This window comes from Desulfatiferula olefinivorans (genome assembly GCF_054657895.1).
The window spans coordinates 37,758-62,425 of record NZ_BAAHXV010000027.1 but is presented as its reverse complement, the minus strand read 5'-3'; the positions used below and the strand labels follow the sequence as shown (position 1 = coordinate 62,425).

Annotated in this window: 22 protein-coding genes; 10 read left to right on the top strand and 12 right to left on the bottom strand. The window is 57.2% G+C overall.

Annotation, left to right across the window (positions count from 1 at the left end; genetic code table 11):
* Positions 1-86 precede the first annotated feature (86 nt).
* Positions 87-620 carry an acyl-CoA thioesterase gene (locus ACYQ11_RS16600; RefSeq protein WP_459924934.1) on the bottom strand — a complete coding sequence of 178 codons (534 nt, stop codon included), beginning with the start codon at positions 618-620 and terminating at the stop codon, positions 87-89.
* Between the two features lie 227 nt (positions 621-847).
* Between ACYQ11_RS16600 and ACYQ11_RS16595 the strand changes: the two genes are divergently transcribed.
* The 4 genes from ACYQ11_RS16595 to vapC all read left to right on the top strand — a co-directional run bounded on the left by ACYQ11_RS16595 (position 848) and on the right by vapC (position 3,407).
* A complete protein-coding gene (locus ACYQ11_RS16595) occupies positions 848-1,669 on the top strand; it encodes a 4Fe-4S dicluster domain-containing protein (RefSeq protein ID WP_459924933.1) in 822 nt (273 codons plus the stop codon).
* Positions 1,670-1,874: 205 nt separating this feature from the next.
* A complete protein-coding gene (locus tag ACYQ11_RS16590) occupies positions 1,875-2,717 on the top strand; it encodes a formylglycine-generating enzyme family protein (RefSeq protein ID WP_459924932.1) in 843 nt (280 codons plus the stop codon).
* Between the two features lie 88 nt (positions 2,718-2,805).
* The gene (locus tag ACYQ11_RS16585) at positions 2,806-3,009 is read left to right on the top strand and encodes a type II toxin-antitoxin system VapB family antitoxin (protein WP_459924931.1); all 204 of its coding nucleotides are present in this window, start codon (positions 2,806-2,808) and stop codon (positions 3,007-3,009) included.
* A complete protein-coding gene (vapC, locus tag ACYQ11_RS16580) occupies positions 3,006-3,407 on the top strand; it encodes a type II toxin-antitoxin system VapC family toxin (protein WP_459924930.1) in 402 nt (133 codons plus the stop codon). The genes ACYQ11_RS16585 and vapC overlap by 4 nt, the downstream gene beginning before the upstream one ends.
* A gap of 77 nt (positions 3,408-3,484) precedes the next feature.
* Here vapC and ACYQ11_RS16575 read toward each other — a convergent pair whose 3' ends face one another.
* The 4 genes from ACYQ11_RS16575 to ACYQ11_RS16560 all read right to left on the bottom strand — a co-directional run bounded on the left by ACYQ11_RS16575 (position 3,485) and on the right by ACYQ11_RS16560 (position 7,501).
* Positions 3,485-4,855 (bottom strand): acetyl-CoA hydrolase/transferase family protein, encoded by a 1,371-nt coding sequence (locus tag ACYQ11_RS16575; protein WP_459924929.1) that lies wholly within the window; start codon positions 4,853-4,855, stop codon positions 3,485-3,487.
* A gap of 268 nt (positions 4,856-5,123) precedes the next feature.
* Positions 5,124-6,866 carry a sigma 54-interacting transcriptional regulator gene (locus ACYQ11_RS16570; protein WP_459924928.1) on the bottom strand — a complete coding sequence of 581 codons (1,743 nt, stop codon included), beginning with the start codon at positions 6,864-6,866 and terminating at the stop codon, positions 5,124-5,126.
* A gap of 37 nt (positions 6,867-6,903) precedes the next feature.
* Positions 6,904-7,278, bottom strand: coding sequence for a type II toxin-antitoxin system VapC family toxin (locus tag ACYQ11_RS16565; RefSeq protein WP_459924927.1), 375 nt, complete (start codon positions 7,276-7,278; stop codon positions 6,904-6,906).
* Entirely contained in the window at positions 7,265-7,501 is a 237-nt protein-coding gene (locus ACYQ11_RS16560; RefSeq protein WP_459924926.1) for a hypothetical protein, read from the bottom strand. Before ACYQ11_RS16560 ends, ACYQ11_RS16565 begins: the two co-directional genes overlap by 14 nt.
* A gap of 407 nt (positions 7,502-7,908) precedes the next feature.
* On the opposite strand from ACYQ11_RS16560, the gene ACYQ11_RS16555 reads away from it, so the two are divergent.
* The 3 genes from ACYQ11_RS16555 (at position 7,909) to ACYQ11_RS16545 (ending at position 10,626) form a co-directional block, all read left to right on the top strand.
* Positions 7,909-8,925: an energy-coupling factor ABC transporter permease gene (locus ACYQ11_RS16555; protein ID WP_459924925.1), complete on the top strand. Its 1,017-nt coding sequence runs from the start codon at positions 7,909-7,911 to the stop codon at positions 8,923-8,925.
* A gap of 67 nt (positions 8,926-8,992) precedes the next feature.
* Positions 8,993-9,805: a cobalt ECF transporter T component CbiQ gene (gene cbiQ, locus ACYQ11_RS16550; protein ID WP_459924924.1), complete on the top strand. Its 813-nt coding sequence runs from the start codon at positions 8,993-8,995 to the stop codon at positions 9,803-9,805.
* On the top strand, positions 9,802-10,626 hold the full coding sequence (locus ACYQ11_RS16545; RefSeq protein WP_459924923.1) for an energy-coupling factor ABC transporter ATP-binding protein: 825 nt from the start codon (positions 9,802-9,804) through the stop codon (positions 10,624-10,626). Before cbiQ ends, ACYQ11_RS16545 begins: the two co-directional genes overlap by 4 nt.
* A gap of 42 nt (positions 10,627-10,668) precedes the next feature.
* Here ACYQ11_RS16545 and ACYQ11_RS16540 read toward each other — a convergent pair whose 3' ends face one another.
* Genes ACYQ11_RS16540 through ACYQ11_RS16520 form a run of 5 tightly spaced genes read right to left on the bottom strand, consistent with a single transcriptional unit; the run spans position 10,669 to position 16,280 of the window.
* Complete coding sequence (locus ACYQ11_RS16540; RefSeq protein ID WP_459924922.1) at positions 10,669-11,397, bottom strand: hypothetical protein; 729 nt, start codon at positions 11,395-11,397, stop codon at positions 10,669-10,671.
* Positions 11,398-11,424: 27 nt separating this feature from the next.
* The gene (locus tag ACYQ11_RS16535) at positions 11,425-12,474 is read right to left on the bottom strand and encodes an ABC transporter substrate-binding protein (RefSeq protein WP_459924921.1); all 1,050 of its coding nucleotides are present in this window, start codon (positions 12,472-12,474) and stop codon (positions 11,425-11,427) included.
* Positions 12,471-13,280, bottom strand: a complete 810-nt coding sequence (locus ACYQ11_RS16530) for an ABC transporter ATP-binding protein (RefSeq protein ID WP_459924920.1) — start codon at positions 13,278-13,280, stop codon at positions 12,471-12,473. The genes ACYQ11_RS16535 and ACYQ11_RS16530 overlap by 4 nt, the downstream gene beginning before the upstream one ends.
* A 3-nt stretch (positions 13,281-13,283) precedes the next feature.
* Positions 13,284-14,255, bottom strand: a complete 972-nt coding sequence (locus ACYQ11_RS16525; protein ID WP_459924919.1) for a FecCD family ABC transporter permease — start codon at positions 14,253-14,255, stop codon at positions 13,284-13,286.
* Between the two features lie 33 nt (positions 14,256-14,288).
* Positions 14,289-16,280: a TonB-dependent receptor plug domain-containing protein gene (locus tag ACYQ11_RS16520; RefSeq protein ID WP_459924918.1), complete on the bottom strand. Its 1,992-nt coding sequence runs from the start codon at positions 16,278-16,280 to the stop codon at positions 14,289-14,291.
* A gap of 1,338 nt (positions 16,281-17,618) precedes the next feature.
* On the opposite strand from ACYQ11_RS16520, the gene ACYQ11_RS16515 reads away from it, so the two are divergent.
* Positions 17,619-18,800 (top strand): tetratricopeptide repeat protein, encoded by a 1,182-nt coding sequence (locus tag ACYQ11_RS16515; protein WP_459924917.1) that lies wholly within the window; start codon positions 17,619-17,621, stop codon positions 18,798-18,800.
* Positions 18,801-18,810: 10 nt separating this feature from the next.
* A complete protein-coding gene (locus tag ACYQ11_RS16510; RefSeq protein ID WP_459924916.1) occupies positions 18,811-21,168 on the top strand; it encodes a FecR domain-containing protein in 2,358 nt (785 codons plus the stop codon).
* Positions 21,169-21,248: 80 nt separating this feature from the next.
* Here ACYQ11_RS16510 and ACYQ11_RS16505 read toward each other — a convergent pair whose 3' ends face one another.
* Both ACYQ11_RS16505 and ACYQ11_RS16500 read right to left on the bottom strand, forming a co-directional pair.
* Positions 21,249-23,525 carry a CHASE2 domain-containing protein gene (locus tag ACYQ11_RS16505; protein ID WP_459924915.1) on the bottom strand — a complete coding sequence of 759 codons (2,277 nt, stop codon included), beginning with the start codon at positions 23,523-23,525 and terminating at the stop codon, positions 21,249-21,251.
* A 73-nt stretch (positions 23,526-23,598) separates the two neighbouring features.
* Complete coding sequence (locus tag ACYQ11_RS16500) at positions 23,599-24,006, bottom strand: hypothetical protein (protein ID WP_459924914.1); 408 nt, start codon at positions 24,004-24,006, stop codon at positions 23,599-23,601.
* Between the two features lie 84 nt (positions 24,007-24,090).
* Between ACYQ11_RS16500 and ACYQ11_RS16495 the strand changes: the two genes are divergently transcribed.
* Positions 24,091-24,537, top strand: coding sequence for a hypothetical protein (locus ACYQ11_RS16495; protein ID WP_459924913.1), 447 nt, complete (start codon positions 24,091-24,093; stop codon positions 24,535-24,537).
* The last annotated feature ends 131 nt before the right edge of the window (positions 24,538-24,668 follow it).

Below are 24,668 nucleotides of genomic sequence, written 5' to 3'. Positions count from 1 at the left end.
CGCGAACGGGTGGTTTAACAATTGAAAAATCACCTCCAACTTGAGGGAAGTGCATAACCAGAATGAATTATTTCCGATGAAAAGCCCTAAAGATCATCCAGCCCGTCGGCATCCAGCTTTTTGCGCAAGAGTTCCCGGGCTTTCTGATCCTTGTCCTGAATGGTTTTCAGGGCCATCCAGGTCTTTTTCCGGGCAATGGCTTCGGCGTTCCGCCGTTTTTCATCGTCGGTTGAAAGGATCAGTCCGGGCACCGCGTCCCCTTTTTCAAGCCCCAAAGCCACGAAGGTCAGGTAGGCCGAGGCCACATGGCGGACCTCGCCGGTCAGAAGATCCTCGGCATCCACCCGGACCCCGATTTCCATGGAACTTCGCCCGGCATAATTGATACTGGCCTTGAAGGTCACATAGCTGCCCACGTAGACCTTGTTGAAAAAATCGATCCGGTCGATGGAGGCGGTCACCGGAATCTTCCGGGAATGGCGGGCCGCGACGACGCCGGCCGCATTGTCGATTTCTTTCATGATCACCCCGCCGTGAACCAGACCCGCCGGGTTGGCGTCCTGGGGCTGCATCAAATGGGAAATGGTTACCGAGGTTTCACTGACGGTCTTCCGAGTCATAGGGTTTGTCTCCTTCCATTAATTAATAATGACCGCCCGATGGGTCGGCCATACCGCAAAAACGAAAGCTCAGATATCAGCACACATCGTGCCATCATCGACCGATCCTTGATTTAAGTCAATGCCTGAAACCCCAACCCCTGATACGTTCCCTAATAAAAAATGAAACGAAACCACCCCGTGACCCCTCCCGGCCTGGGACGGGAGAACCGATGAGGAGAACAGCCATGCAGTGGAGCCCCGAGGCGGAAGCCGAAATCATAAAGATCCCGTTTTTCGTGCGGAAAAAAGTCCGGCAGCGGGTGGAAACCGAAGCCCTGGAAAAGGGTCGGCCATCGGTCAGTCTTGCCGACGTTCATGCCGCCCGCAACCGCTTTTTGAAATCCATGGACCGGCAGATCAAGGGCTACCAGCTTGAAACCTGTTTCGGATCCGGCGGCTGTCCAAACAGATGTGTCCCACAAGACAGTCTGGTTACCAGGCTCGAGGCCCTGTTCAACCGGGAGGACCTCTTGACCTTTCTCCGGAGTCATGTCGCGGAGCCCCTGAAATTCCACCACGAATTCCGGGTCAGCGTGTCCTTCTGCCCCAATGCCTGTTCCCAACCCCAGATCAGGGATATCGGTATCATCGGCGCCCAGGTTCCCCGGACAGGGCAGGCCGAATGCCTGAAATGCCTCGCCTGTACCGAGTCGTGCAGGGAACAGGCCGTAAACCTCGATTCCAACGGTTCGGGACCGACGATCGATTGTTCGGCCTGCCTGTACTGCGGGGCCTGTGTCCGGGCCTGTCCCTCGGGAACACTGGAGACACACGTTCAGGGTTACCGGGTTCTGCTGGGCGGAAGGCTGGGCCGCCACCCCCGCCTGGCCCGGGAGCTGTCCGGCCTTTATTCCGAAGACCAGGTGATCACCCTGGCCCGGGAATGCCTTCGTTACTACAAGCGTGAAAGCCGGGGCGGACGGCGGTTTTCGGCCCTGCTGGACGATGCGGCCTTTGCACGGTTCGACACGCTGATTCCTGAAAAAAAACGGATCCGGCATAGTTAGTCGGAAGGGATTAGCTAACAGGGACCTTGTGATTCAACGGATTGGTTGGTGGGTCGGGATATTCGATTCCGACGGGCGGCGGGGCCGTCCGACATTTTCCTTCACGGTCCGGATCGATTCTGGTATGATCGGCACTGTTGTTGAATCGTTTTCGAATCCGGCCCCTTAGGCCCAAACACTGAACCGGTAACAGCAGGAAATCCCGATGATGATAGGTTTGTTGCGCGCCCCGAGGTCCCGTCTTGTTCCCGTCATCAGAGCCCTTGTTTTTTCCGGCATTCCGGCGATTCTCCTTGCGGCCTGTTCACAGGACACGGCGCAGCGCCCGGTCGCCCTCGAACGGTGGCAGAACAGTATCGGCATGGAGTTTGTCCTGATCCCGTCGGGCAGTTTCATCATGGGGGAGGCCACCCGGGCCGAATGCACGGTCTGCAACGCCCGGCCCGACGAGACCCCCCGTCATGCCGTAACCATCGACCGCCCCTTTTATCTGGGCATCCATGAAGTCACCCAAAAACAGTATCTGACCCTCATGAAAGAAAATCCCAGCCGGTTCAACGGGGATCAGCGCCCCGTGGAATCGGTGTCCTGGCAGCAGGCCCGCCTCGTTGTCGAGGCCCTGAACCGCCTTGAAAACACCCAGGCCTACCGCCTTCCCACCGAGGCCGAATGGGAATACGCCGCCCGGGCCGGCAGCACCGGCGCCTATCACTTCGGGGACCGACCCCGGGCCCTGACCGCCTACGCCTGGATGAGCGAAAACGCCGGCGGCCGCACCCGTCCCGTGGGCGAAAAGCACCCCAACCGCTGGGGACTTTACGACATGTACGGCAATGTGTTCGAATGGTGCGAGGACTGGTATTCGGAAACCTACTACCAAATCAGCCCGAAAAACAACCCCGAAGGCCCTGCCGCCGGCACCCGCAAGGTCAAACGCGGCGGCAGCCTGGACCGGAGCGCCCGATCCTGCCGCTCATCGGCCCGGGACTCGGCCGAGCCCCTGACCCGCAGCGACAACACCGGCTTCCGCATCGTCAGGGAGTATTGACCGAAGCCGATTTCATGCGCCTTCGCTCAAAATTCGTGTTTGAACACACGTCCATGATGTGTATAATCGGAGCAAGGAGATTATCATTATGAAAACGCACATTGATCTGAACGATGAATTACTCAAAGAGGCCTTTTCGCTCAGCAACGAAAGAACAAAAAAAGACCTGATACACGAGGCCCTGAGAACGTTTATTAAACTGAAAAAACGAAAAGATCTGACCTCGCTGGCGGGAAAAATTGAATTCTACGATGACTTCAACCACAAAAATCTAAGGGGACTGCGGGGATGATCCTTGTCGATACGTCCCTGTGGATTGATATCCTGAAAGATTCCAGTGGATCGTTGGTCTCATCGTTTCGAGATAAGACGCAAAACGGAATCGTGGTTTTCTGCCGGTTCACGCAACTTGAACTGCTTCAAGGCGCCAAAAACGAACATGAATGGGGCCTGCTTGAAGACTATCTGTCAACCCAGTATTATCTCGAAACAACCGAAAAAACATGGACGACTGCGGCACGGATGTTTTTTGATTCACGTCGAAAAGGGATTACGGTGAGAAGCCCCATTGACTGCTGTATCGCCGCAATCGCCCATGAAAACAAGGCCCTTCTTCTCCACAAGGACAAGGACTTCACACGGCTCGCATCGATCTTCCCCTTTGATCAGGAATTCTTCCAGGCTCCATGAGCCGTGAAAGACCGATTCACCCCCATTTCAAGCAGAAGTTGCGGCAGACGAATTCTCTCGTCTGCCGCATAACCTTATCAGGCGCAGGCGCGAATCGTGCCGTAGGCCACATCCTTGCGATTGGCCGGGCTCCAGATGTTCATCCGCTCGGCTTCGGCGATCAGTTCACTGCGGAAGGCGGGATGGGCGATGCTGATCAGGGCCTCGGCCCGCTCCCAGGTAGACTTGCCCTTGAGATTGACCATGCCGTATTCGGTAACCACATAGTGGGTGATGGTCCGGGGAAGAGTCACGATGGTGCCGGGATCGAACACCGGCCGTATCCGGGAGCTGATGTTGCCGTGTTTGTCCGACACCGTGGACGACAGGCAGATAAAAGATTTCCCACCCTTGGAATGATAGGCGCCGTAGGCGAAGTCAAACTGACCTCCGGTGCCGGTGATGTGGCGGAAACCCGAAGATTCCGACGACACCTGGCCAAAAAGATCGATCTCGAGGGCGTTGTTGATGGACACCACCTTCGGGTTCGCCGAAATGGCGGAAAGGGTGTTGGTGTAATCCACCGGGTAGGAGGCGCAGGCCGGGTTGTTGTCCAGAAAATCATAGAGCCGGTTGCTGCCCAGGGCGAAGGTGTAGACCATCTTTCCCTTGTCCATGGCCTTTTCACTGTTGGTGATCTTGCCCTTTTCGACCATGTCCAGATAGGCATCGGCCAGCATTTCCGTATGAACCCCCAGGTTCTTCAGATCCGAATCGGCGATCAGCTTGCCCACGGCGTTGGGCAGGCCGCCGATCCCCAGTTGAAGGCAGGAACCGTCTTCCATCTGCGCAACCACCTGGGCTGCGATGGCTTCGTCGATGGGGCTGATCCTGGCGTCCGGCAGCACCAGAAGGTTCCGGTCGTCGGACTCGACGATATAATCCACCTCGGACAGGTGGACCGATTCGGCGGCCCCGCCCAGGCACCTCGGCATCAGTGAGTTGACCTCCACGATGACCGTCCGGGCGTTTTCGATGATGGCCCGCTGAAAGGAATTGGCGATGCCGAAATTGAAATACCCGGCCCCGTCCATGGGAGCCACCCGGACCATGGCCACATCCGTGTGCAGGTTCTGCCGGTAATGGGAAGGGCCCTCATGATACACGAAAGGAATGAAGTGGCACCGGCCATCGTCGTGGTTCTTGCGTTCGGGACCGCTGAAATGCCAGCTGTTGTAGACGAAACCGTCCGAAGCCGACGTGTCCGACGCGACCCGTGCCGTTCCTGGAAAGGCCAGGGCACGGATCTTCACATCCTTAAGACCGTCCCCTCGGGCGGCCAGGGCCTCATCCAGGCATTCGGGTGCACAGCAGAAGGCCCCGTAATCGACCCAGTCTCCGGATTGGACCACGGTTACGGCCTGGTCTGCGGTCACGAGTTTTCGTCTGTATTCCTGAAACAATGTCATACGATCCTCCTTGGATGCCCGGGCACCCGATGTGTGAATGGGTTGCGTTGACCTCGGCCTCTCTAAGAGCAAGGGGCGTGCCACGGGGAGGTTGCCATATAACATCTCGAATTTATATATTAATAATAAAATAAAAGGGCAATGAGACCGATTGGCCCCAACGCAGAAGACGTGGCTAAATCGCCACATTATTTCCGAAGGCAGGCGGAATAGCCCATAAAGTTCGAGGGTTTACAAACAAACGTTACGCAGGCGCCACACAACGGGGCTATTTCAATCCATACTGTCGCATCTTGGTGAACAGGGTTTTGCGATGAATACCCAGGCGCTCGGCAGCCTTGATTTTATGCCAGCGGGTTGCCTCCAGGGCCTCGAGGATCACCTGTTTTTCATAGACCCCGATCCGTTTGGCCAGCCCGCCCCCCGAATCGGCCGGCGGAAGTGTCCTGACCGGCGTTTCCCGATCCCCGGCGTCCCGACTGTCCAGCACATCGATGGTTCTAAGGGTCACATAGCGGTTGATGACATTCTGGAGTTCCCGGACATTGCCGGGCCAGTGATGGCGGTTGCAGGCTTCGATCAGCCGGCCCGTGACGGGAGGGGCCTCGGTGTCCCCCGAAAATGTCGCGATGAAATGATCGATCAGGAGGGGCAGGTCCTCCTTGCGTTCCCGCAAGGGGGGCAGCGTGATGGGAATGATATGGATGCGATAATAAAAATCCTCGCGCATCATGCCGCTTTTCACCAGCTGCTTAAGGTTCCGGTTGGTGGCCGCGATGATCCTGATGTTGGGCTTGGAGACCCGGCTCCCGCCCACCGGGGTGTACCCGCCGCCCTCGATGGCCCGTAGCAGCTTGACCTGCATGGCCAGGTTGATCTCTCCGATCTCGTCGAGAAAGAGGGCCCCGTTATCCGCCGCATCGAGAAGCCCCTTCTTGTCTTCGTTGGCCCCGGTGAAGGCCCCCTTCTTGTAGCCGAAAAACTCGCTTTCACTGAGATTTTCACTGATGGCCCCGCAGTTGACGGGGACAAAGGGATAATCGCGCCGCTCACTGAGTTTGTGGATGGCCCGGGCCACCAGCTCCTTGCCCGTGCCCGACTCCCCGTAGATCATCACATGGGCGTTGGTGGCCGCCGCCTTGACGATCAGTTCGTACACATCCTGCATCACCTTGCTCTTGCCGATGATATCGCCGAATCGGTAGCGCTCGCGGATCTCGGATCGCAGGCGGAGGTTTTCGTTCTTCAGATGTTCGGCGCTTTCGCTGATGGCCTCTTCGGTCAGCTTTCGATCCGTGATGTCAAGAAGAATGGACTGCACCTTCTCCACCCGACCGTCGCCGCCGAAAATGGGCGTACGCACCGACAGATACCAGCGGTCGTCCAAGGGGTTTTTCATTTCAAGACGCACCGTATGACCGTCGAATACCTGGGGATCCGCACACCAGGGGCAGGGCTCGTCCAGACCGTAGATTACACGGTGGCAGAGCTGACCCACCGCATCGCCGCCCCGATGCTCGATCAGGGTCCGGTTCATGAATTCCAGCCGTTTGTCCCGCGTGGTGATGTAGATGAACCCCACAAAGGTCTCGACGATGGCCGACAGCTTGGACTCGCTTTCCCGGAGATTCTTCTCGGCCAGCCTGCGTTCGGTGATGTCGTTGAACGAAGCCACGCTTTTCACGGTCCCGGGAATCACCCCCACCTTCATGTCGATATAGCGGAGATGGCCCGCCTTGTCGATAACCCGGCATTCATACTCGGTGGGAACGGTGTTACCCGGCTCGCGGCGACCGTAATGATAGCGCCGCATCCGCTCAAGATCCTCGGGAGCCACGAACTGGGACCATTTCATCCGGTTCTGGATCTCGTCTTTGCTGTAGCCGGTCATGGCTTCGAAGGTGGCGTTGCAGAAAAGAATGGTCAGGTCGTGATCGATGATGATGGTGCCCGTCCCCGTGTTTTCAAACACGGCCCGGTACATGTCTGCGTCATCGTGATGGTCGGTCATGGCGTTATACCCCCCGTCATGTTACGATATCAACCCCTTACCAGCGGGCTTGGGAATAATGGCTTAGGATGGTCTGGTCCCGAGTGACCAGAATCGTCCGGTCCAGTCCGGCATGACCGGTAATCATCCGATCGAAGGGATCCCGAGTCCATGTCAGGGAGAGGGATGAAACGATCACGTCATTAAAATTCTTGCGGCAGATTGATAGACCGATTCGATTGCTCAGATCGGAAACAAGGTCCAATGCCGCCACACGAATTCGACCAATTTCATTGAGATAGGTCAATTCAAGAAGAACCACTGGCGAGACAAACAAATCATTGTTTCGAATCAAATCAATGGCCACAGGACTTAACTGCTCCCGGTTTCCACCATAGAGCCAGACCACCACATGGGTATCAAGGTAAATCAAGTTTTACCTCGCCTTCCCACGAAAGATCAACTAAATCGGCGGGATCACCAACCACACAGTCAGGGCGCCTGATCAATTTTGACAGTTTGTCTTTCCGTTGTACCGGTTCAATTCGCAGCCGCTTGCCTTTTCGGATCACATCGATCGGCATGTCGTTTTCCAAAATTTCATCGAGGATTTTATAAATATTGGTCCTCAATTCGGTGGGTGTCACTGTTTTCATATGAACCTCCCGTGTTTTCCGGGGTGCCTTCAGGTAAATTCCGACGTTCGTCGTATGATGAAATAAGCTTACCACAGGACGTACGACCGCGCAACACACACCGTACGTATTTGACCGGTCAACCGGAATCTTTACCGAAGCCCGCATTCGGTCGGCAGGCGGGGCGGTTTGTTTGTGGCCATAAACGGTGTTTCAAAATAACCGTTGACAGAGCCCGGCGGTTAATATTAGGAATACGGTCACAAAGCGGACACGAAGTCTGCATCGGTTTTTTCGACATCCATGACCGTCATTCGTTTCCACGAAGGAACGCTTCACCCTTTTGCCGACCTTGCGTGGTTTTTTTTGCACGCGCCGCGCAGGCCTCCGGAAACAACCCTGATTATCAAGGAGAAACGATTATGCACATGGCCGATGCACTGATTTCACCCGCAACCGGAGGCGCCCTGTGGGCCGCCGCCGCCGGATTGATCGCCTGGAGTTCGAACAAAGTACGGAATGATCTGGATGACGCCAAGGTGCCCCTGATGGGTGTTCTGGGCGCCTTTATCTTCGCGGCCCAGATGATCAACTTCACCATCCCTGGCACCGGATCCAGCGGCCATCTGGGCGGCGGGCTGATTCTCGCCATCCTGCTGGGGCCCCATGCGGCCTTTCTGACCCTGGCCTCGGTACTGACCATCCAGGCCTTCTTTTTTGCCGACGGAGGTCTGCTGGCCCTGGGATGCAACATCTTTAACCTGGGATTTTTTCCCTGTTTTATCGCCTATCCCCTGATCTACAAGCCTCTGGCCGGAACCGTTCCCACCAGGGGCCGCATCACCGTTGCCGCCATCGTCTCAGCCATCGTCGGCCTTCAACTGGGTGCCTTTTTCGTGGTACTCGAAACCGTGGCCTCGGGCATCTCCGAGCTGCCCTTTGGCACGTTCATGATGATGATGCTGCCCATTCATCTGGCCATCGGCCTGGTCGAAGGCCTGGCCACCGCCGCCGTGGTGCTGTTCGTGTTCAAGGCCCGTCCGGAGCTGTTGAGCGCCGATCCCTCCCGGCCCCTGGGCAACCTCTCGATCAGACAGGTTCTTATCGGCCTCCTCGGCGTGGCCGTTCTTACCGGCGGAGCCCTGAGCTGGTTCGCCTCGGCCCACCCCGACGGCCTGGAGTGGTCCATGGCCAGGACCTCGGGCCATGAAGAACTCGCCACGCCCGATCAAACCATCTATTCGTCCCTTTCCGGACTCCAGGAAAAAACCGCCGTTCTTCCGGACTATGCGTTCAAAAGCGGAAGTGAGGGCGCCGAAGGCGGCGAATCGTCATGGCCCGCCGTGGATGCAGGAACCTCTGTGTCCGGCCTGGTGGGCGGCGCCCTGACCCTTCTGATCGCCAGCCTCATCGGTTTTACTCTCAAACGACGTAAAGAAGCCTGATGGTTTCCGATCTGATTCAAACGAAGGAGCCGTTGTCCGGCTCCTTCGTTTCCACGGCAGCAGCGGCATGACGAAACTCGACACCCACCTGTTTGATATCGGCCATCTGGACACACTGGCCGCCGGGAACAGCCCGCTGCACCGCCTGGATCCCCGGGCCAAGCTGATCACCACCCTGGTGTTCATCGGAACCGTATTGTCCTACGGCAAATACGACATCGCCGCGTTGATGCCCTTCGCGCTTTACCCTCTCGTCCTGACAGCCTGGGGCGGTCTGCCCGGACGCTATCTGATCCGAAAAATCATTCTGGTCTCGCCCTTTGCGATCTTTGTCGGCATCTTCAACCCGCTGCTCGACCAGACCGTCATCAATCATCTGGGGCCCCTGCCCGTGACAGGCGGCATGGTGTCGTTCGTGTCGATCATGGTCCGCTTTGCCCTGACCGTCAGCGCCGCCCTCGTCCTCATTTCCCTGACCGGGTTTCATACCGTGTGCATGGGGCTTGAAAAACTGGGGGTCCCCCGTCCCTTCGTTGTCCAGCTTCTGTTTCTGTACCGGTATATTTTCGTTTTAATGGAAGAAGGGGGCCGTATGGTCCGGGCAAGGGCCCTGCGTTCATTCAACGGCAAAGGCCGGGGGCTTCGGATTTTCGGTTCGATGATCGGCCATCTGCTGCTCCGCACCCTGGACCGGGCCCAGCGCATTCATCTGGCCATGCGCTGCCGGGGGTTTAACGGCCATATCCGCATAATCCGTCCCATGGCCTTCCGCACCCGGGAGGCCGTCTTTGTTCTCGGCTGGTCCGCCCTGTTCATCACCCTGCGTCTTACCCCTGTTCCGCAGTTTCTCGGGCAACTGATTACGGAGTTGTTTTCATGAGCCACCACATCGTCGAAGCCAAAAATCTTCATTTCGCCTACCCGGACGGCACCGCGGCCCTCCAAGGGATCACCTTCCGGATCACCCACGGCGAATCCGTGGCGGTGGTCGGTGCCAACGGAGCGGGCAAATCCACCCTGTTGCAGCATCTGAACGGCTACCTGATTCCTTCAAAAGGTGAGCTGCGCATCGGTGATTTCCCCCTCACCCGGGAAAACATCAACGCGGTGCGGCGGTCCGTGGGCATGGTGTTCCAGGACCCCGACGATCAGCTGTTCATGCCCACGGTGTTCGATGATGTGGCCTTCGGCCCCTTGAATCTCGGACTGCCCGATGAGGAGGTCGAAAAAAGGGTTAACCGGGCCCTTGATACGGTCGGCATGACCCACCTGGCCAAACGCCCGCCCTACAAGCTGTCCGGCGGCGAAAAGCGAAGCGTGGCCATTGCCACGGTGCTGGCCATGTCCCCGGACATTCTGGTCATGGACGAGCCGTCCTCCAATCTGGACCCCCGGGCCAGGCGGCGGCTGATCTCACTGCTTTCGGGCTTTCACCACACCAAAATCATCGCCACCCACGACCTGGACCTGGCCATGGAACTGTGCGAACGCACCATCGTGATCCATCACGGCGCCGTCAAGGCCGACAGCGCCACAATCGACCTGTTCCAAAACGAGGCCCTGCTAAGGGAAAGCAATCTCGAAGCCCCTTTAAGCATGCAGGGCTGTCCCGTCTGCACCCGACGCGCCAAGGGCTTTCAGCCCGTAACCGTCGTTCACGATCACGATCATAATCACGATCACAGCCATGAGCCGGGCTGACCACCCAGACCCTGCAAGCGGTAAACAGGCGGCCCCTTGGTTTCAATATTTTTTGACTTCTTTTTTCGTCAGGGTTTTCCAGCCTGAGGGGGTCCGGGTAACCGGAAGAACCTGCCGTCCGTTTTTCAGAATCAGCTTTAATTCATCCCCGCCCAGGCGGACCAGGGTGTCTTCGGAAAGCACCTCACCGGATTCGCTTTGAATCGAATCGATAAACGGATAGGCGACCAGATCTTTCACGTAAAACGATGATCCCTCACGCCCCAGGTGATACCAGCCCCTGAAACGGCCGTCTTCGCCGGAAAGATGAAGCCCCGCACCGGCCAGCGCCCCCACGACCCCCTGCCCGGTGCCCCCGTGTTCCGAAAGATGAATCTTAAGATCGCGGGCCAATTTATAGGCGTCGTCCTTGGTCAGCACGGACCATTTGGCCCGATTGCCGAAATCGATCAGCCGTTGGCGGTCGTTGATATCCCGGCGCACCAGGCACAATCCGGGATCAGAGCCCGGTGCGCTTTTTTCTTCGAGGAAACGGCCACAAAAATCGATCAGGTCCTCAACGTTGTCATGCGTCACCGAAAGGGCACTGCACAAGCTGCTGTTGTGTGAGGTATAGGGAATGGCCTCATGCACAAACAGCTGGTGCCTGGAAATCGGCGAGCTGCCGCACCAGCCCCTGACCGCCAGGGTTTCGCACAAGGCCTGGAGCAGATGGCCTGTCCCCGGTCCGTCCAACTGGTCCGTATCATCGATGCACAGCAGATAGTTCATGGTCACACCCCCTACTCAATTCCTGTTTTATCTTTTGGGTTTCCGTTTGAGTCTGCCCGCGAGAATCTGCTCAATCTGTGTGTCGCTCAGAGCATAATCAAAAAAACGCCGATAGAAATCCCGGGTTTCCTGGGCCATATCGATATGTTCAAACCGGTCCGGATAAAAGGTCTTTACGGCCCAAAGCATGGCAAGCGGCGTTTCCACGGAACCGGGATGCCCCCATCTGGATATCGCGATGGGAAGAAGATAAACCCGTTTCCCCTGCACCGCCTTCAATGCAGACCACCGGGTGTCCGAAAGCATCAGATGTTTCACCGACGGCTCATTGACCAGAATCGCATCGGGATTCCAGATCAGAATCTGTTCCATACCCACCCGGTATTTGTCGCCGGAGAGGGTGCCCTCGTTTTGTCCCGCCACATTGATCACGCCGACGGCATCCAGCCACTGGGTGGAAAGGCTGTTGGGAATGGCCGTTCTGTCGGCTTCGTTCACCGAATGATAAACCCGAACCTTTTGATTTCGAGGAAGGGTCGAAAGGCCGGTTGAGATCCGGTCCATGCATTCATTGTAATACGACAGGTAAGCCTTCGCCCCGCCTTGTGTGCCCAACGCCTCTCCGATCATGGCCACGGCGTTCTTCTGTTCGTCCATGCCGGCATAGTCCACCACCAGCCAGGGCAGATGAAAGGCGTCAAGCTTGCCGGTTTCACCGGGGTCCCGACCCACATCACCGGACAGAAACACAAGATCCGGTTTTGCTTTGACCAGCTCTTCCACATTGATGCCCCCCTGGGATTTGGGGACCCTTGCCTCACGGATGGCCGGACAGATCTCAAGAAGAAGGGAATCCCGCATCAATCCTTTGGAGACGGCGACTATATCGTTTCCCCGCCCCATCATGGTGACGACATGCCCGGCAAACGCATACAAACAGGCTATCCGTCCTGCCGTTACGGGAACGGCGACGGATCGTCCCGTGCAATCGACGACGATCCGGGTGTCCCGGCCGGCATAGGCACTGATGACCGTCCCTATAATTAACGCCGCGCAAATCGTTATAACCCTGTTCATACCCTGTCTCCTTTGACCGGGATCACGTGTTTCCGGGTCCGTCCGTTCTGATCGAATGTGACGATGGTGGAATCAATGCCGTAGAGTGTATGAATGTATTCCCGTGTCAGAACCGCTTCAGGGGTGCCCGACCGTATAAAACCTCCATGGCGGAGCATGGCCACCTGTGTATCAATCCCGTGGTTTTCAAAATAAAAGGCGTGGTTGGGGAAATGGGTGGCCATGATCACGGCAAGCCCCTTTTCCCGCACAAGTGCCGTGATGGTTTCAAGAACAATGAATTCATGGCTGAAATCCAGATGGGCCGTGGGCTCATCCATGACGATCACCGGCGTTTCCTGGGCCAGCGCCCTGGCAATCAGGACAAGCTGCCTCTCCCCGCCGCTGAGCATGGTAAAGGGCCTGTCCCTCATGGCGACGATCCCCACCTTGTCCAGGGCATCCAGGGCCACCGCCGCGTCCTGCCGCCCGGGAGACGAAAAAAAAGGCAGGTGAGCCGTCCGCCCCATCAACACCATATCGAGCACGGTATAGGGAAACGCCCCTTCATGGCTCTGGGGGACATAGGCCATGGATCGGACCCGCCAGGCCGACCCGCACGAAGCGGCCTCTCTGCCCAGGATCATCAGGGTTCCCGAATCCGGGGTCAGCACCCCGAGAATGCAATCAAGAAGGGTGGTTTTTCCGCATCCGTTCGGACCGATCAGACAAAAGACGGAGCCTTCTTTCACCGTGAAGCTCACACGGTCAAACACAGGTCTCGCCCCGTAGGCATAGGACATGTCGGTGACGTCAATCAAAGCCATGGCCTACCATCCCCTTCCCTTGGTCTTTTTCAGAAGATACACAAAAAAGGGCGCCCCCAGCAATGACGTAAGAATACCGATGGGGATTTCAGCACCGGTAAGCACCCGTCCGGCCAGGTCGATCAACACCAGAAAACCTGCGCCCAGGGAAAAACTCACGGGAATCAGGATACGGTTGTCGTTGCCCGCCATCATGCGGCCGATGTGGGGAATGATCAGGCCAATCCAGCCGATCACACCGGCCACGGCAACGGCTCCCGCCGTTGCAAGCGTGGCGCAGATGATCACGATTCCTCGGGTCACGCGCATATGGGCACCCAGGGTGTGAGCCTCCCTGCTCCCCATGGACAGGACATTGATTCTGAATCGGATCATGTAAAGCCCCACAACGCCCAGAAGAATGGGGGGGGCTGCGAGAAGGATATCCCTGCCCCGGGCCGAGGCCAGCGATCCCATCAGCCAGAAAACGATGTTGGGCAGTTCGTCGAACGGGTCCGCAACATACTTGACCAGGGAAACCAGCGCTGAGAACACGGACGAGACAATGACCCCGCCCAGCACAAGCATGACGGCCGGGGTCCGGTTGTAGATTTGTCCGATCATGGTGCTGAGGAACACGGCGAAAATACCGAATAAAAGCGCCAGGGGATACGTGGCCGATACGGAGTGAAACAGAAGAATACTCAAAGCCGCACCGAATCCCGCGCCGGAACTGACGCCCAGGATGCCCGAACTGACCAGGGGATTCTTGAAAAGTCCCTGAAAGGCGGCCCCGCTGACAGCAAGGGCTCCGCCCACCAGGGCCCCCAAAACGGCCCTGGGCAGGCGGATATTCAGAACCACGGTCGCCGGAATGTCGGACTGGGTTTGAAACGGATGGATCAGGGCATCCCCTAAAATGGCGAACACCTGCACAAGGGGCACATGATACCGTCCGGTACAGATCGAAAGAATCATGCACAAAATAGGTGCCAAAACGCATCCGATGAGCCACACGCGTCGCTTCATTTAAAACCGCACGGCAACCCCGCCGTAGACCGTCAAACCTGCCTGGGGCAGGTCGTAACTCTGTTCATAATCCTCATCAAACAGGTTTTCTCCGCGAACGTAAACATCGACCATACCATCAAGCAGGGACTGGGAGATTTTGGCGTTGACCACGGTGTAATCATTGAGTTTTGCCTTCGGCATGGGTGATGTGCCTTCCGCATAGTAATACTGATCCGCCATATGGATGACATCGGTATGCACTTTCAGGCCGAAGGGAAAGGCATAGGTTACGTCCAGGGCGTACTTGTTTCCCGGCCGGTACTGGAGCTCGTCCCGTTCCGTGTTCAAGGATTTGTCCTTCGTATCCATCAGCGAGTATGACAACCGAACCAGAAGATTATCGATCACACCTGTCTCAAGGCTGACGTCAATCCCCTGAAACCGATACTCTTCAAGATTCTCGTAGGGGCCTGCCAGCTTTTCAATATAATCTTCCACGTCCGTGTAATACGTACTGACGGAAAGGACGGAGCGGGCCGGCAGTTTCTGCTCCAGCCCGATTTCATAGTGGATGCTCATCTCGGTCTTCAGATCGGAATTGCCGTCTGTTTCATCGTAGAGCTGTTTCATCGACGGGAAACGGACTTTTCGGGCATGGGACGCCCTGAGGCGGGTGGTTTCCGTCACATCAACGTGGCCACCCAGCACATAGGAGGTGTCGTTATCGCTCGACACACCGCTGCCGTTCATAAAATGCTGTGCGACACCCAAAAGGACTCCGTAAGCATCGTTAGGGGAGACCTCCCACTCAAGCGCCACCGAGGAAATATGAATATCCTCGTTTGAATCCACATCGCCCATGACGGTATTCGAGGTCATACGATAGCCGTCGGCTTCCCAGGAATGATCTTCGTAAATCAAGCCCAGCGTTGTTTTGATCCAGTCGCCATGATCGCAGGAAACCTGGGTGTTGATGCCGGTGATTGCCGTGGCTGTCTCGATCCGGCTTGAGCCTCTTCGTGAATCGGCCGTTGTGTAGGTATCATCGTCATAGCGCGAATCCGTAATCTCCTGCTGGTTTCTGTAAATCCAACCCTTGAGGCCAAAAAGCGTATCGAATCGGTGACTGAACGCCAGTTGGGCCGCATAGCCTTCCGTATCATCCACGCGATCGTATTTTGCATTTTTATTGAAATCGGACGCCGGATCACGTTCGATGGCCGGCGGCACGCCGTTTTCACCGTTATACCAGTTGAGGGTCAAGCCCAGATGGGTGTTGTCCGATGCACTGTATTCAAGGATTGCAAAGAGGGAATCACGTTTAAAATCGCTGTTTTCACGTTTATCCCCGTCTTCCTCGGCTGTGGGAGAAAAATCGTCGGACAGGGGGTAGGCATCCTGCTCCTCGTGATTGGCGGAAACAAAAACACTTGCCTTGTCGGACCCGGCCGACAGGGACGCTCTGGCCAGCCAGGCGTCTTCCGTGCCGTATTCAGCGCCTGCGGTGCCGTGAACCCCCTTCGCACCTTTTTTCGTGATGATGTTGATGATGCCCCCGTTTCCGTTTGAACCGTAAAGCACACTGCCCCCGCCGGTGATGACCTTCACTTCGGCAATCTGTTCAACCGGAAAAACGCTGGGATCAAACTGCCCGTCATAAGTATCGTTGATTGGAACCCCGTTCAAAAGAAGCACCACGTGCCGGGTTTTGAACCCCCGGATATCCACACGCGGCGTCCCCTGTCCGCCCACGCGGATGCTGACACCGGGAACCCGCTCCAGGACATCCGTCAGTGTTGTGGCCCCCATATCGGAAATCTCTTGAGCGGAAATCTCATACACGGTGCTGTCCGCAGCCACTTCACTCTCGTTGCCCAGAACCACGATTTCACCCAGCGAGTACACATCGTCCCGCATGGTCTCATCCTTTGAAAACGCCGGTCCCGTCCAGGCCGTTACACAGCCCGACACCAAAAACGAAATCACCAGATATTTCATCTTTTTTACCATCTTGAATATCCTCCCCTTCACGGCTTCATCTCAGAATCAACGCGCTTCATCCCTTAATGAGAACGAAGCGTTGCCCAAACGCCTCACAGGCTCAGCCCAACCGTCATTGACAATTTCACGCCATACATGCCGTGAATGCTTCCGGAATCAGATGGTATTTTTAGTCAGGCAGCGTTAAATAATCAAGAACAAAGCCGTTTTGACTTTGGAAAAGACCTATGCCAACCCATACCGACCGATAATGACCACCATTGCACCCCCACATATTATTCAAACGCAACCATCCCCCAAGGCCATATGAAATCAAGGAACCGTCACATAACGATTGTGATTGCAATTACGATCGCCCTTTCGATTACGATAACGACGAACCATCCGTCCCACGGATTGCGGGGCCATCGCATGGCTGTCCGGTACCCCATCGCGATCGTTATCGACCCCAACGCCCTTCGGTACCAATCGCTGAAAGGGAAACGGAAAAACGGCACATACTACAGCCTCTTGGGTTATCCCCCAGGGCAATCGCATATATGATTTTTAAAACACATGGCCTCTTCCTGCGGGACGGATCATGCCGTTCACGTTTACGGTCACGAGCACGAGCACGTTCACGATGGTTGCCGGCAACAGGTGAACGCAATCGTCAGAGGGTTCAACCGGCGTGGGATGAAACGGTCGAGTCGGTCTTGGCCTGCCGTGCTCGTGCTCGTGAACGTGAACCTGCACGTGAACGAATAGTACATGCGATTGCTCTTTTCATCGCATGTTTCATATCCTTGAAGAAAAACAAAAAAGGGCCTTCATGAAAATCTCAGTGGATTGATCACAGACCAATCCTGTCTACTTGAACACGTCATCCGTGCCGGCAAAAAATACACCGATAGAGCTTAAGACACCCTCTTTGTGACTTTGTGTCTCCGTGAGAAATCACATAGACCACCCCCTTCGGATACGCCGGTTTAATCGCTCTCACAGAGACACAAAGGTAAAGAAAAGCCGAACAGGTCTTCGTGTGTCACACGGTTCCGCTCATCGACATCCGGATCATGACCGTAGAACGTGCGATTGCCTTGGGTTATCCCCTTTTCACATAAACTATGGTACAGTTGTTGCTCTGTTTAGATAGCGCCGTCGTTTGAAAAAGGGGGGAATGAATTGAATCGTTCAGGTCTATCTCATATTTATTTGGTATCATTGATTATTTTTCTTGCGCTTCCAGCGAACGTCTTCGCCGGAACAAAGAATCCCGCGTCGTCGCCAATTACAATTCGCCTGCACCAGGCCAGGGACCTGCTCAACGCGGGAAAACCGGGCGATGCATACGAGATCCTCTCACCCATGGAAGAGCAACTTGCCGGTCATACGGACTTCGACTATCTGTTCGGGATCGCCGCCCTGGAGTCGGGCAGGCCGGTCAAAGCCTCGCTCGCCTTCGAACGGGTCCTTGCCGTCAGGCCCGGGTTTGTCGGTGCCCGGATGGACCTCGGACGGGCCTACGCGGCCATCGGCAACTACCTCAAAGCCCGGCAGGAGTTTACCATTGTACTCAGGCAGCCCAATCCCCCGCCGCTGGTAAAAACGGTTGCAGCCCGGTACATGGCCATGATCGAGGAGCGGCTGTCAAAGAAAAAAACCGAGCTGTCCGGGTGGGTGGAACTGTCCGGGGGCTATGATTCCAATGTCAATTATGCCACGGATGATGCGGTCATCGAGATCCCTGCCCTTCAATGGACCGCCGTCACCCTGTCCGACGACAACATCGAAAAAGATGACTCCTTTCTGACATACAGCCTCAATCTGGGACTTGTCCATCATGCGTCCCCGGCCTTACGGCCCTATGTCGACATTTACGGTTCCAGGCGGCTGCTTGCCGATGAAAAAAAATTTGAAACCGACGATCTGCAATTACGGACCGGTATCGACATCGGCGAATCCGCAAACACATTTCAAATCGGTACGACCATGGGCCTGTCGACGCTGGATCGCTCCGTCAACAGCAAGCAAGTCGGCGTCAATGCGGCGTGGCGACACCGGCTCGATGCCTCGGATACGATTACGGTATTCGGCCGGTTTGACGCCTTGCGCTATCCCGATGTCCGGGTCAACAATATCGATCAGTGGGTGGGAGGCATCGCCTGGCTCCATGCCGTGCCCCTGATGCGAGGGTCCCTGCTTTCCGCAAGCGCCTATGGGGGATATGCCGCCGCAACCGATCACCGGGCCGACGGAGACAACGACATCTTTGGCATCAGGCTGGGATACCAGGCGAGCCCCTTTGCCGACATGTCCATCATGGCCGGAGTCGGGGGTCAGTTCAGTGATTTCAAAAAAGAAAACGCTGTTTTTCAGGAGACACGGAACGATCGGCAGATGGATGTCAGGCTGGCCGTGAATTGGGCCCCGATCCGGATCCTGTCCATCGGATGCATGCTCAGCCATGTGCACAACCACTCCACGCTGCCCATCCATGAATACAGACGGAACGATGTGTCCGCGATGATACGGTATCATTTTTTATAAGGAGGTCGATATGAAACACAACCGAAAAGCCGTTACATTCCGTTATTTTATATCCTTCCTCCTGGCCATGGCCTTATCCTGTCCGGGGGCGTCCGCAAAGGCCGCCGATCCGGCGGGTCGCGCCATTTTTGTCCACGGCTCCGTATGGCGCATGCCCGCGGATAAGGCAAAAATGCCTCTTAACAAAGGCGATCTCGTGTATGAAACCGATACCATCATGACCGACCAGAACGGATCGGCCCAGCTTATCATGTCGGACGGGGCCTATATCGCCATCCGGCCGGACAGCCGCATCCGCCTGGACGTCTATCGCTATGACAAAGAGGAAGAAAAGGGACTCGGCCGGAGTATCATCACCCTTCTCAAGGGGTGTTTCCGGTCGATCACGGGAATGATCGGCAAGGAAAACAAGGAAAATTACCGGATCAGAACATCGGTGGCGACCATCGGCATCCGCGGAACGGACCACGAACCGCTCTTTATTCCGGAGCCCTCGGACGGCGAAATTCCCATCGGCCCTCCGGGATTGTATGACAAGGTCAACTCGGGAGAGACCTTCATGGAAACGGAAGCCGGAGTGGTGACGATCCTTCCCAATCAGGTGGGGTATGTGTCCGCCCCGGACGCCCTGGCCGTCGTGGTCGATACGATCCCCGATGTGTATGACCGTTTTTCGGCACCGGCGCCCGAGGGATCGCTTGAATCGTCCGAAAATGAGACGACGGAACCGTCCATGATCAGCGAGGGGTCCGATTTATTGTCAGACCCGACCGCCCTCGATGAACAGGCCGGGGCGCAACAGTTTCCCCCGGCCGTCACCGACGTCGACACCCGATCCGCCGTCCGGTCGCCGACCCTGTTCACCTGGGCGGATACAACCGGGGATTCCGGGATCCTGGGTTATGACCATGACAAAACCGCCCTCGACACCGACGATTCCGGGGCCGTGACCGGCTACAGCCTGCCCTCCGTCGATTCCCCGAATCCGGATTGGATTCAGACCGTGCGGCTTGTCAATCCCACGGCCGGCACGCGCGGGGAGTCCGATCATTATGCTGAAACGGGGATTTCATTCGGCACGTGGCAGGCCGATGCCATCGAACGAATCAGCTACGACGAAGACACGGAATCCATTGCCCTTGGGAACGGCCTGGCCCACTTTATCACGGGCGAATGCGTCATGGGGTCCGATTACCTGACCCAGACCATCACCGGCGAACGGATCTATGACTTTGACGGAGGAACGGCCCCCACCAACCAGGACGGGATAACCGGCGTGCTGAACAGTGCCTCCCTGTCGGTGGATTTCTCACACCAGTCGGTGGACACCCTGCTTCAGCTGACCGTCAACAGCCATGACTGGTCGGCCGGCGCAACAGACATCCCCATCGACCGGGGTTTCTTCACCGCCGGAAGTCCCCTTTTGACCGTCGATCGGGACGGCGCTTCAGGCGGAACCACCTGGGGAATCGTTAAGGGTACCTTTGCAGGGCCCGGATTGAGCGGCGCGCTGCTCGGCTATACGCTGGGTGACACCGCCCTCATGGAGACCATCACCGGCACCGCGGCGTTCTACAGCCAGGGGCAGGCCCCCCCCGCCCCCTACCGCGAGATCGGTATCGCCGGGACGGACTCACGAACGCCCATGCCCCCCGCCCTGGCCCTCCAGGCGACGGCCTCGGCCGCCTCGCTCTCCATGGACGGAGCAGGTCGCCTGATCGGCTTCGACACCCTGCTACCCACCTACGGCGCCGGCTCCACCGACGGCACACGGTCGCCGACCCGTCTGGATATCGGCTCCGCCTCGCTGACGGACACCGGCATGGACGCTGCGACCGGAATCATGTGGGGGCGATGGTCCGGAACCGTCGCGGCCAAGGACAGGGTAACTGATTCAGCCGTGTCACCGTCGTTCAATCCCCAGGACCTCCATGTCATCGCCGGTCCGGAAATGGATTCACCGGTGATGCTGCCCATCACCGGGACCAAGACCTATCAGCTCGCAGGCGGAACGCGCCCCACCGACAACCTGGGCAATGTGGGAACCCTGAACTCGGCCTCTCTTTCAGCGGATTTTACCCACATGACGGTGGCCGCGGGAATCAACGCCACGGTTGGGGCAACGCGGTTCAATGCGAACGCGTCGGCCGTCCCGATTGAAAACGGCCGGTATTTTACCGCCACGCACCAGGATGCCCTGACGCTGACCTGTACGGGATCTGGTGCCGGAACCACCCATACCGGCATCATTTCCGGATCATTTTACGGCACCCACGGCCAGAGCGCCGGCGCCGCCTATTCGTTCAACACAAACGGCGGCGCCGGCATCGACACAACCATTTCCGGAACGGTGGCCTTCAAACCCTGACAACCGGTTGAACCGACGCCCCTTCCCGTCCTCCGAATCAACGTCATCGGAGGACGGGAAGGCTTCGTAACACGTCTCCCTTACAATGAAACGACACCGTCCCAGTGCTCTCCGGGCGGACGGTCGCGAAACATCCGGATGCGCTCGAGAAAAACGGTATAAAAAGTTGAATTTTCTGAACGCTTGATCAATTCTGCAAATTGCTGTTCCGCAGCCTGCCAGCGCTGATTCCGATAATGGGTTAGGGCGCTTTCAAACAGTCCACCGTCGTCCGGGGCCATGATGCCCGCCCCGGACAGAACGGCACGGGGTGAAAAAAGGGTCACCGGTTCGGCCTTGCCCTTGACCCGAACCCGGTCGATTTCCTGCACGGGCACGCCCTCAACGCTCTTCGCCGTGAATTCACTGAGAATCACAGGGATATGATAGATCTTGGTCAGGCCCGCAATGCGGGATCCCAGATTGACCGCGTCCCCCAGCACGGTGTAGGCCATCCGATACTCCGATCCCATGTTGCCCACACTCATGATTCCCGTATTGATCCCGATGCCGATATCGATGGGAGGCCGGCCCTGCCGTTTCAATCGTTTTTGAAGGACAGGCAGTTCCTCGATCATGGCCAGCGCGGTTTCCAGGGCATGCCGGGCATGGAGATCATCCGGAAGGGGGGCCCCCCAGAACGCCATGATCTCATCACCGATGTATTTGTCGATGGTCCCCCGATGCCTGTAAATGATCCGTGTCAAAAAGGTGAAAATCTCGTTCACGAGCTGAGTCAACTGCCGGGGATGCATGGTTTCGGATATGGGGGTGAAATTCCGGATATCTGCAAAAATCACCGTCATGTCAAGGCTTTCACCGGACATTCCGAAATCGGATGGGCTTTCGCTCATTTCCCGAACCAGCTCGGGGGGGACATACTGGGCAAACAGCTTTGAGATCTGTTTCTTTTTGTTCGCCTCCATGAAAAAGCCGTAGGACATATGAAAGACAAAGAGGGTCAGCACCAGAAGAAGAATCGATGACATGCCCACCACCAGGTTGTGATTCTCCCAGAGAAACACATTGTACCAGACGGACACGCCGGTCACGGCAAGGGTGCTGACCAGGGCCCCCAGGGGAGACAATCGGGACAGCAGGATTGACACGATAAGGCCCACGACGATCAGGAAAACGAATTCAATGCCCAGAGCGTAGCCCGGCTTGTGTTTGATGGTCTGGTCAAGCATTCCGGATATCAGGTTCGCATGGATTTCGATGCCCGGATAGACGTTCTGAACCGGCGTCGACCTGAGGTCCTTGAGACCCGGCGTGGTGCTGCCCACCAGAACGATGACCCCCCGGAGCTGTTCCGGATCGACCTTGCGGGTCAGGACATCCACGGCCGAAACATAGGGAAAGCTGCCCTGGCGGCCCCGATAGGGGATCAGCGCCGCCCCTCTTCCATCCACCGGAATCCTCAGACTGCCGATTTTCAGCCCTTCAAGACCCAGTGTCGCCGGATCGTCTCCGGACCCGGCCACCTCGAATTCCAGTTCCGGAGAGCCCAGAAGCAGACGCACCACGGCAAGGGACAAGGATTCATAAAGCTTTCCCTGATATTCCTGGACCATGGGGGTGCGCCGGAACATGCCGTCGGCGTCGACCAAAGGATTGTCAAAGTAGCCGGCCCCCCTGGCGCGCTCGGTCAGTTGCGCAAGGTTTCCGATATAACCGCCGGTTTTGACAAAGGGTAGATTTTTCAGCTGTGACGCATCCACATCCAGCACCGCCTCGGGCAGACGGCCCACGGCCATGGTGTTCTGGGTCTGCCAGAGCGGCTGGAAATAGTAGCCGAGGATCACCGGATTGGCCGACAGGCTCCGGGCGAACACCGCGTCCCGCTCAAGGGAGGGGCGAACCTCATTCAGCGCTGCAATAAAGGTCTTTTCATCCTTGAAAGCCTGTTCGGCAAGGGTGTCCAGAAATTTTATCCCCGAGCTTTCGTCCCTCTCGGCGAACACCATATCAAAAGCAACCAGATTGATCTGGTAATCCTCAAAAAGAATGTCCACCAGTTTTGCCAGACGATCCCGTCCCCAGGGCCATCGACCCTCGGCGGCGAGGCTTTTTTCATCGATGTCCACAATGACGATCCGTGAATCCGCCGTCTTGGGCATGGTCATGATCAGCCGGATATCGTAGAGAAAATTTTCAACGGGTTCAATGAAGGGAATATAAATGAAACCCGGCAGGTGCAGCAGGAAGAAAAAGACAATGAAAAGGCTCAGGCCGAAACGGACGAGAACCGAATCACGGGTCACTTTCATCAACAGCAGTTTTTTGAGCCGGTGTCCCGGCCGTGTCGTTAATACCATGTCTGATCCGCCTTGATGCGTCCGGGATGTCCATGCGCAAAGCGCCGACAGACCCGGACTCAGCAGGCCGGTATCACTGGCATTCCGCGCAGACGGCATAGACGGTCACGTTGACCGTCCGGGTGTATGCGGTTTGATTTGAATATTTTATCGTCCATCCGTTTCCCGAGACGGCCGGATAGGACTCGGACAACAGGTTTCCATTATAATCCGATTTTCCCCCGCCGCCCAACACCTTTTTCCCCGACGGGCACGACACCGTCAGTTCGCAGGCATTGCCGCCGAAGGAAAGCAGCGTTGCCGAGGTACTTCGTGACACCATTTCATAACCGGAAAGGCCCGGTGCACCCGGATCGCCTTTTTCTCCGGCCGGGCCCTGGGGGCCGGTCGCCCCTTTGGGACCCTGGGGACCAACGGGACCTGCGAGGCCCTGGGGGCCCATCTCACCCGTATCACCCTTGTCACCCTGATCGCCTTTCACACCCGCCGGACCCTGGGGGCCGATCGCACCTCTGGGGCCCTGGGGACCGGCGGGACCCGTAAGACCGGTATCGCCTTTAGGCCCTTGAGGCCCCACCGGGCCCTGAAGACCGGTATCGCCTTTGGGACCCTGCGGGCCCATGGGACCGGTAAGACCCTGAGCACCGGTATCGCCTTTAGGCCCAACGGGACCTGCAAGGCCCCGGGGACCCATTTCACCCGGATCACCCTTGTCGCCCTTCACACCCTCCGGGCCCTGGAGCCCGGTGGCCCCCTTGGGACCCTGGGGACCCGCAGGACCAACAAGACCCCGGGGACCGGTGTCGCCCTTGGGACCCTGAGGGCCCATAGGACCGGTAAGACCCTGAGCACCGGTGTCGCCCTTCACACCCGCAGGCCCCTGGAGTCCGGTGTCGCCCTTGGGACCCTGGGGGCCCGCAGGACCAACAAGACCCTGGGGGCCGGTCGCACCTTTGGGGCCCTGAAGACCGGTGTCGCCTTTGGGACCCTGGGGGCCCATGGGACCGGTTAGGCCCTGAGCACCGGTGTCGCCTTTAGGCCCCTGAGGACCCATTGGACCCTGAAGACCGGTATCACCTTTCGGTCCCTGGGGACCAACGGGACCCGCAAGCCCCCGGGGACCGATTTCACCCTTATCACCTT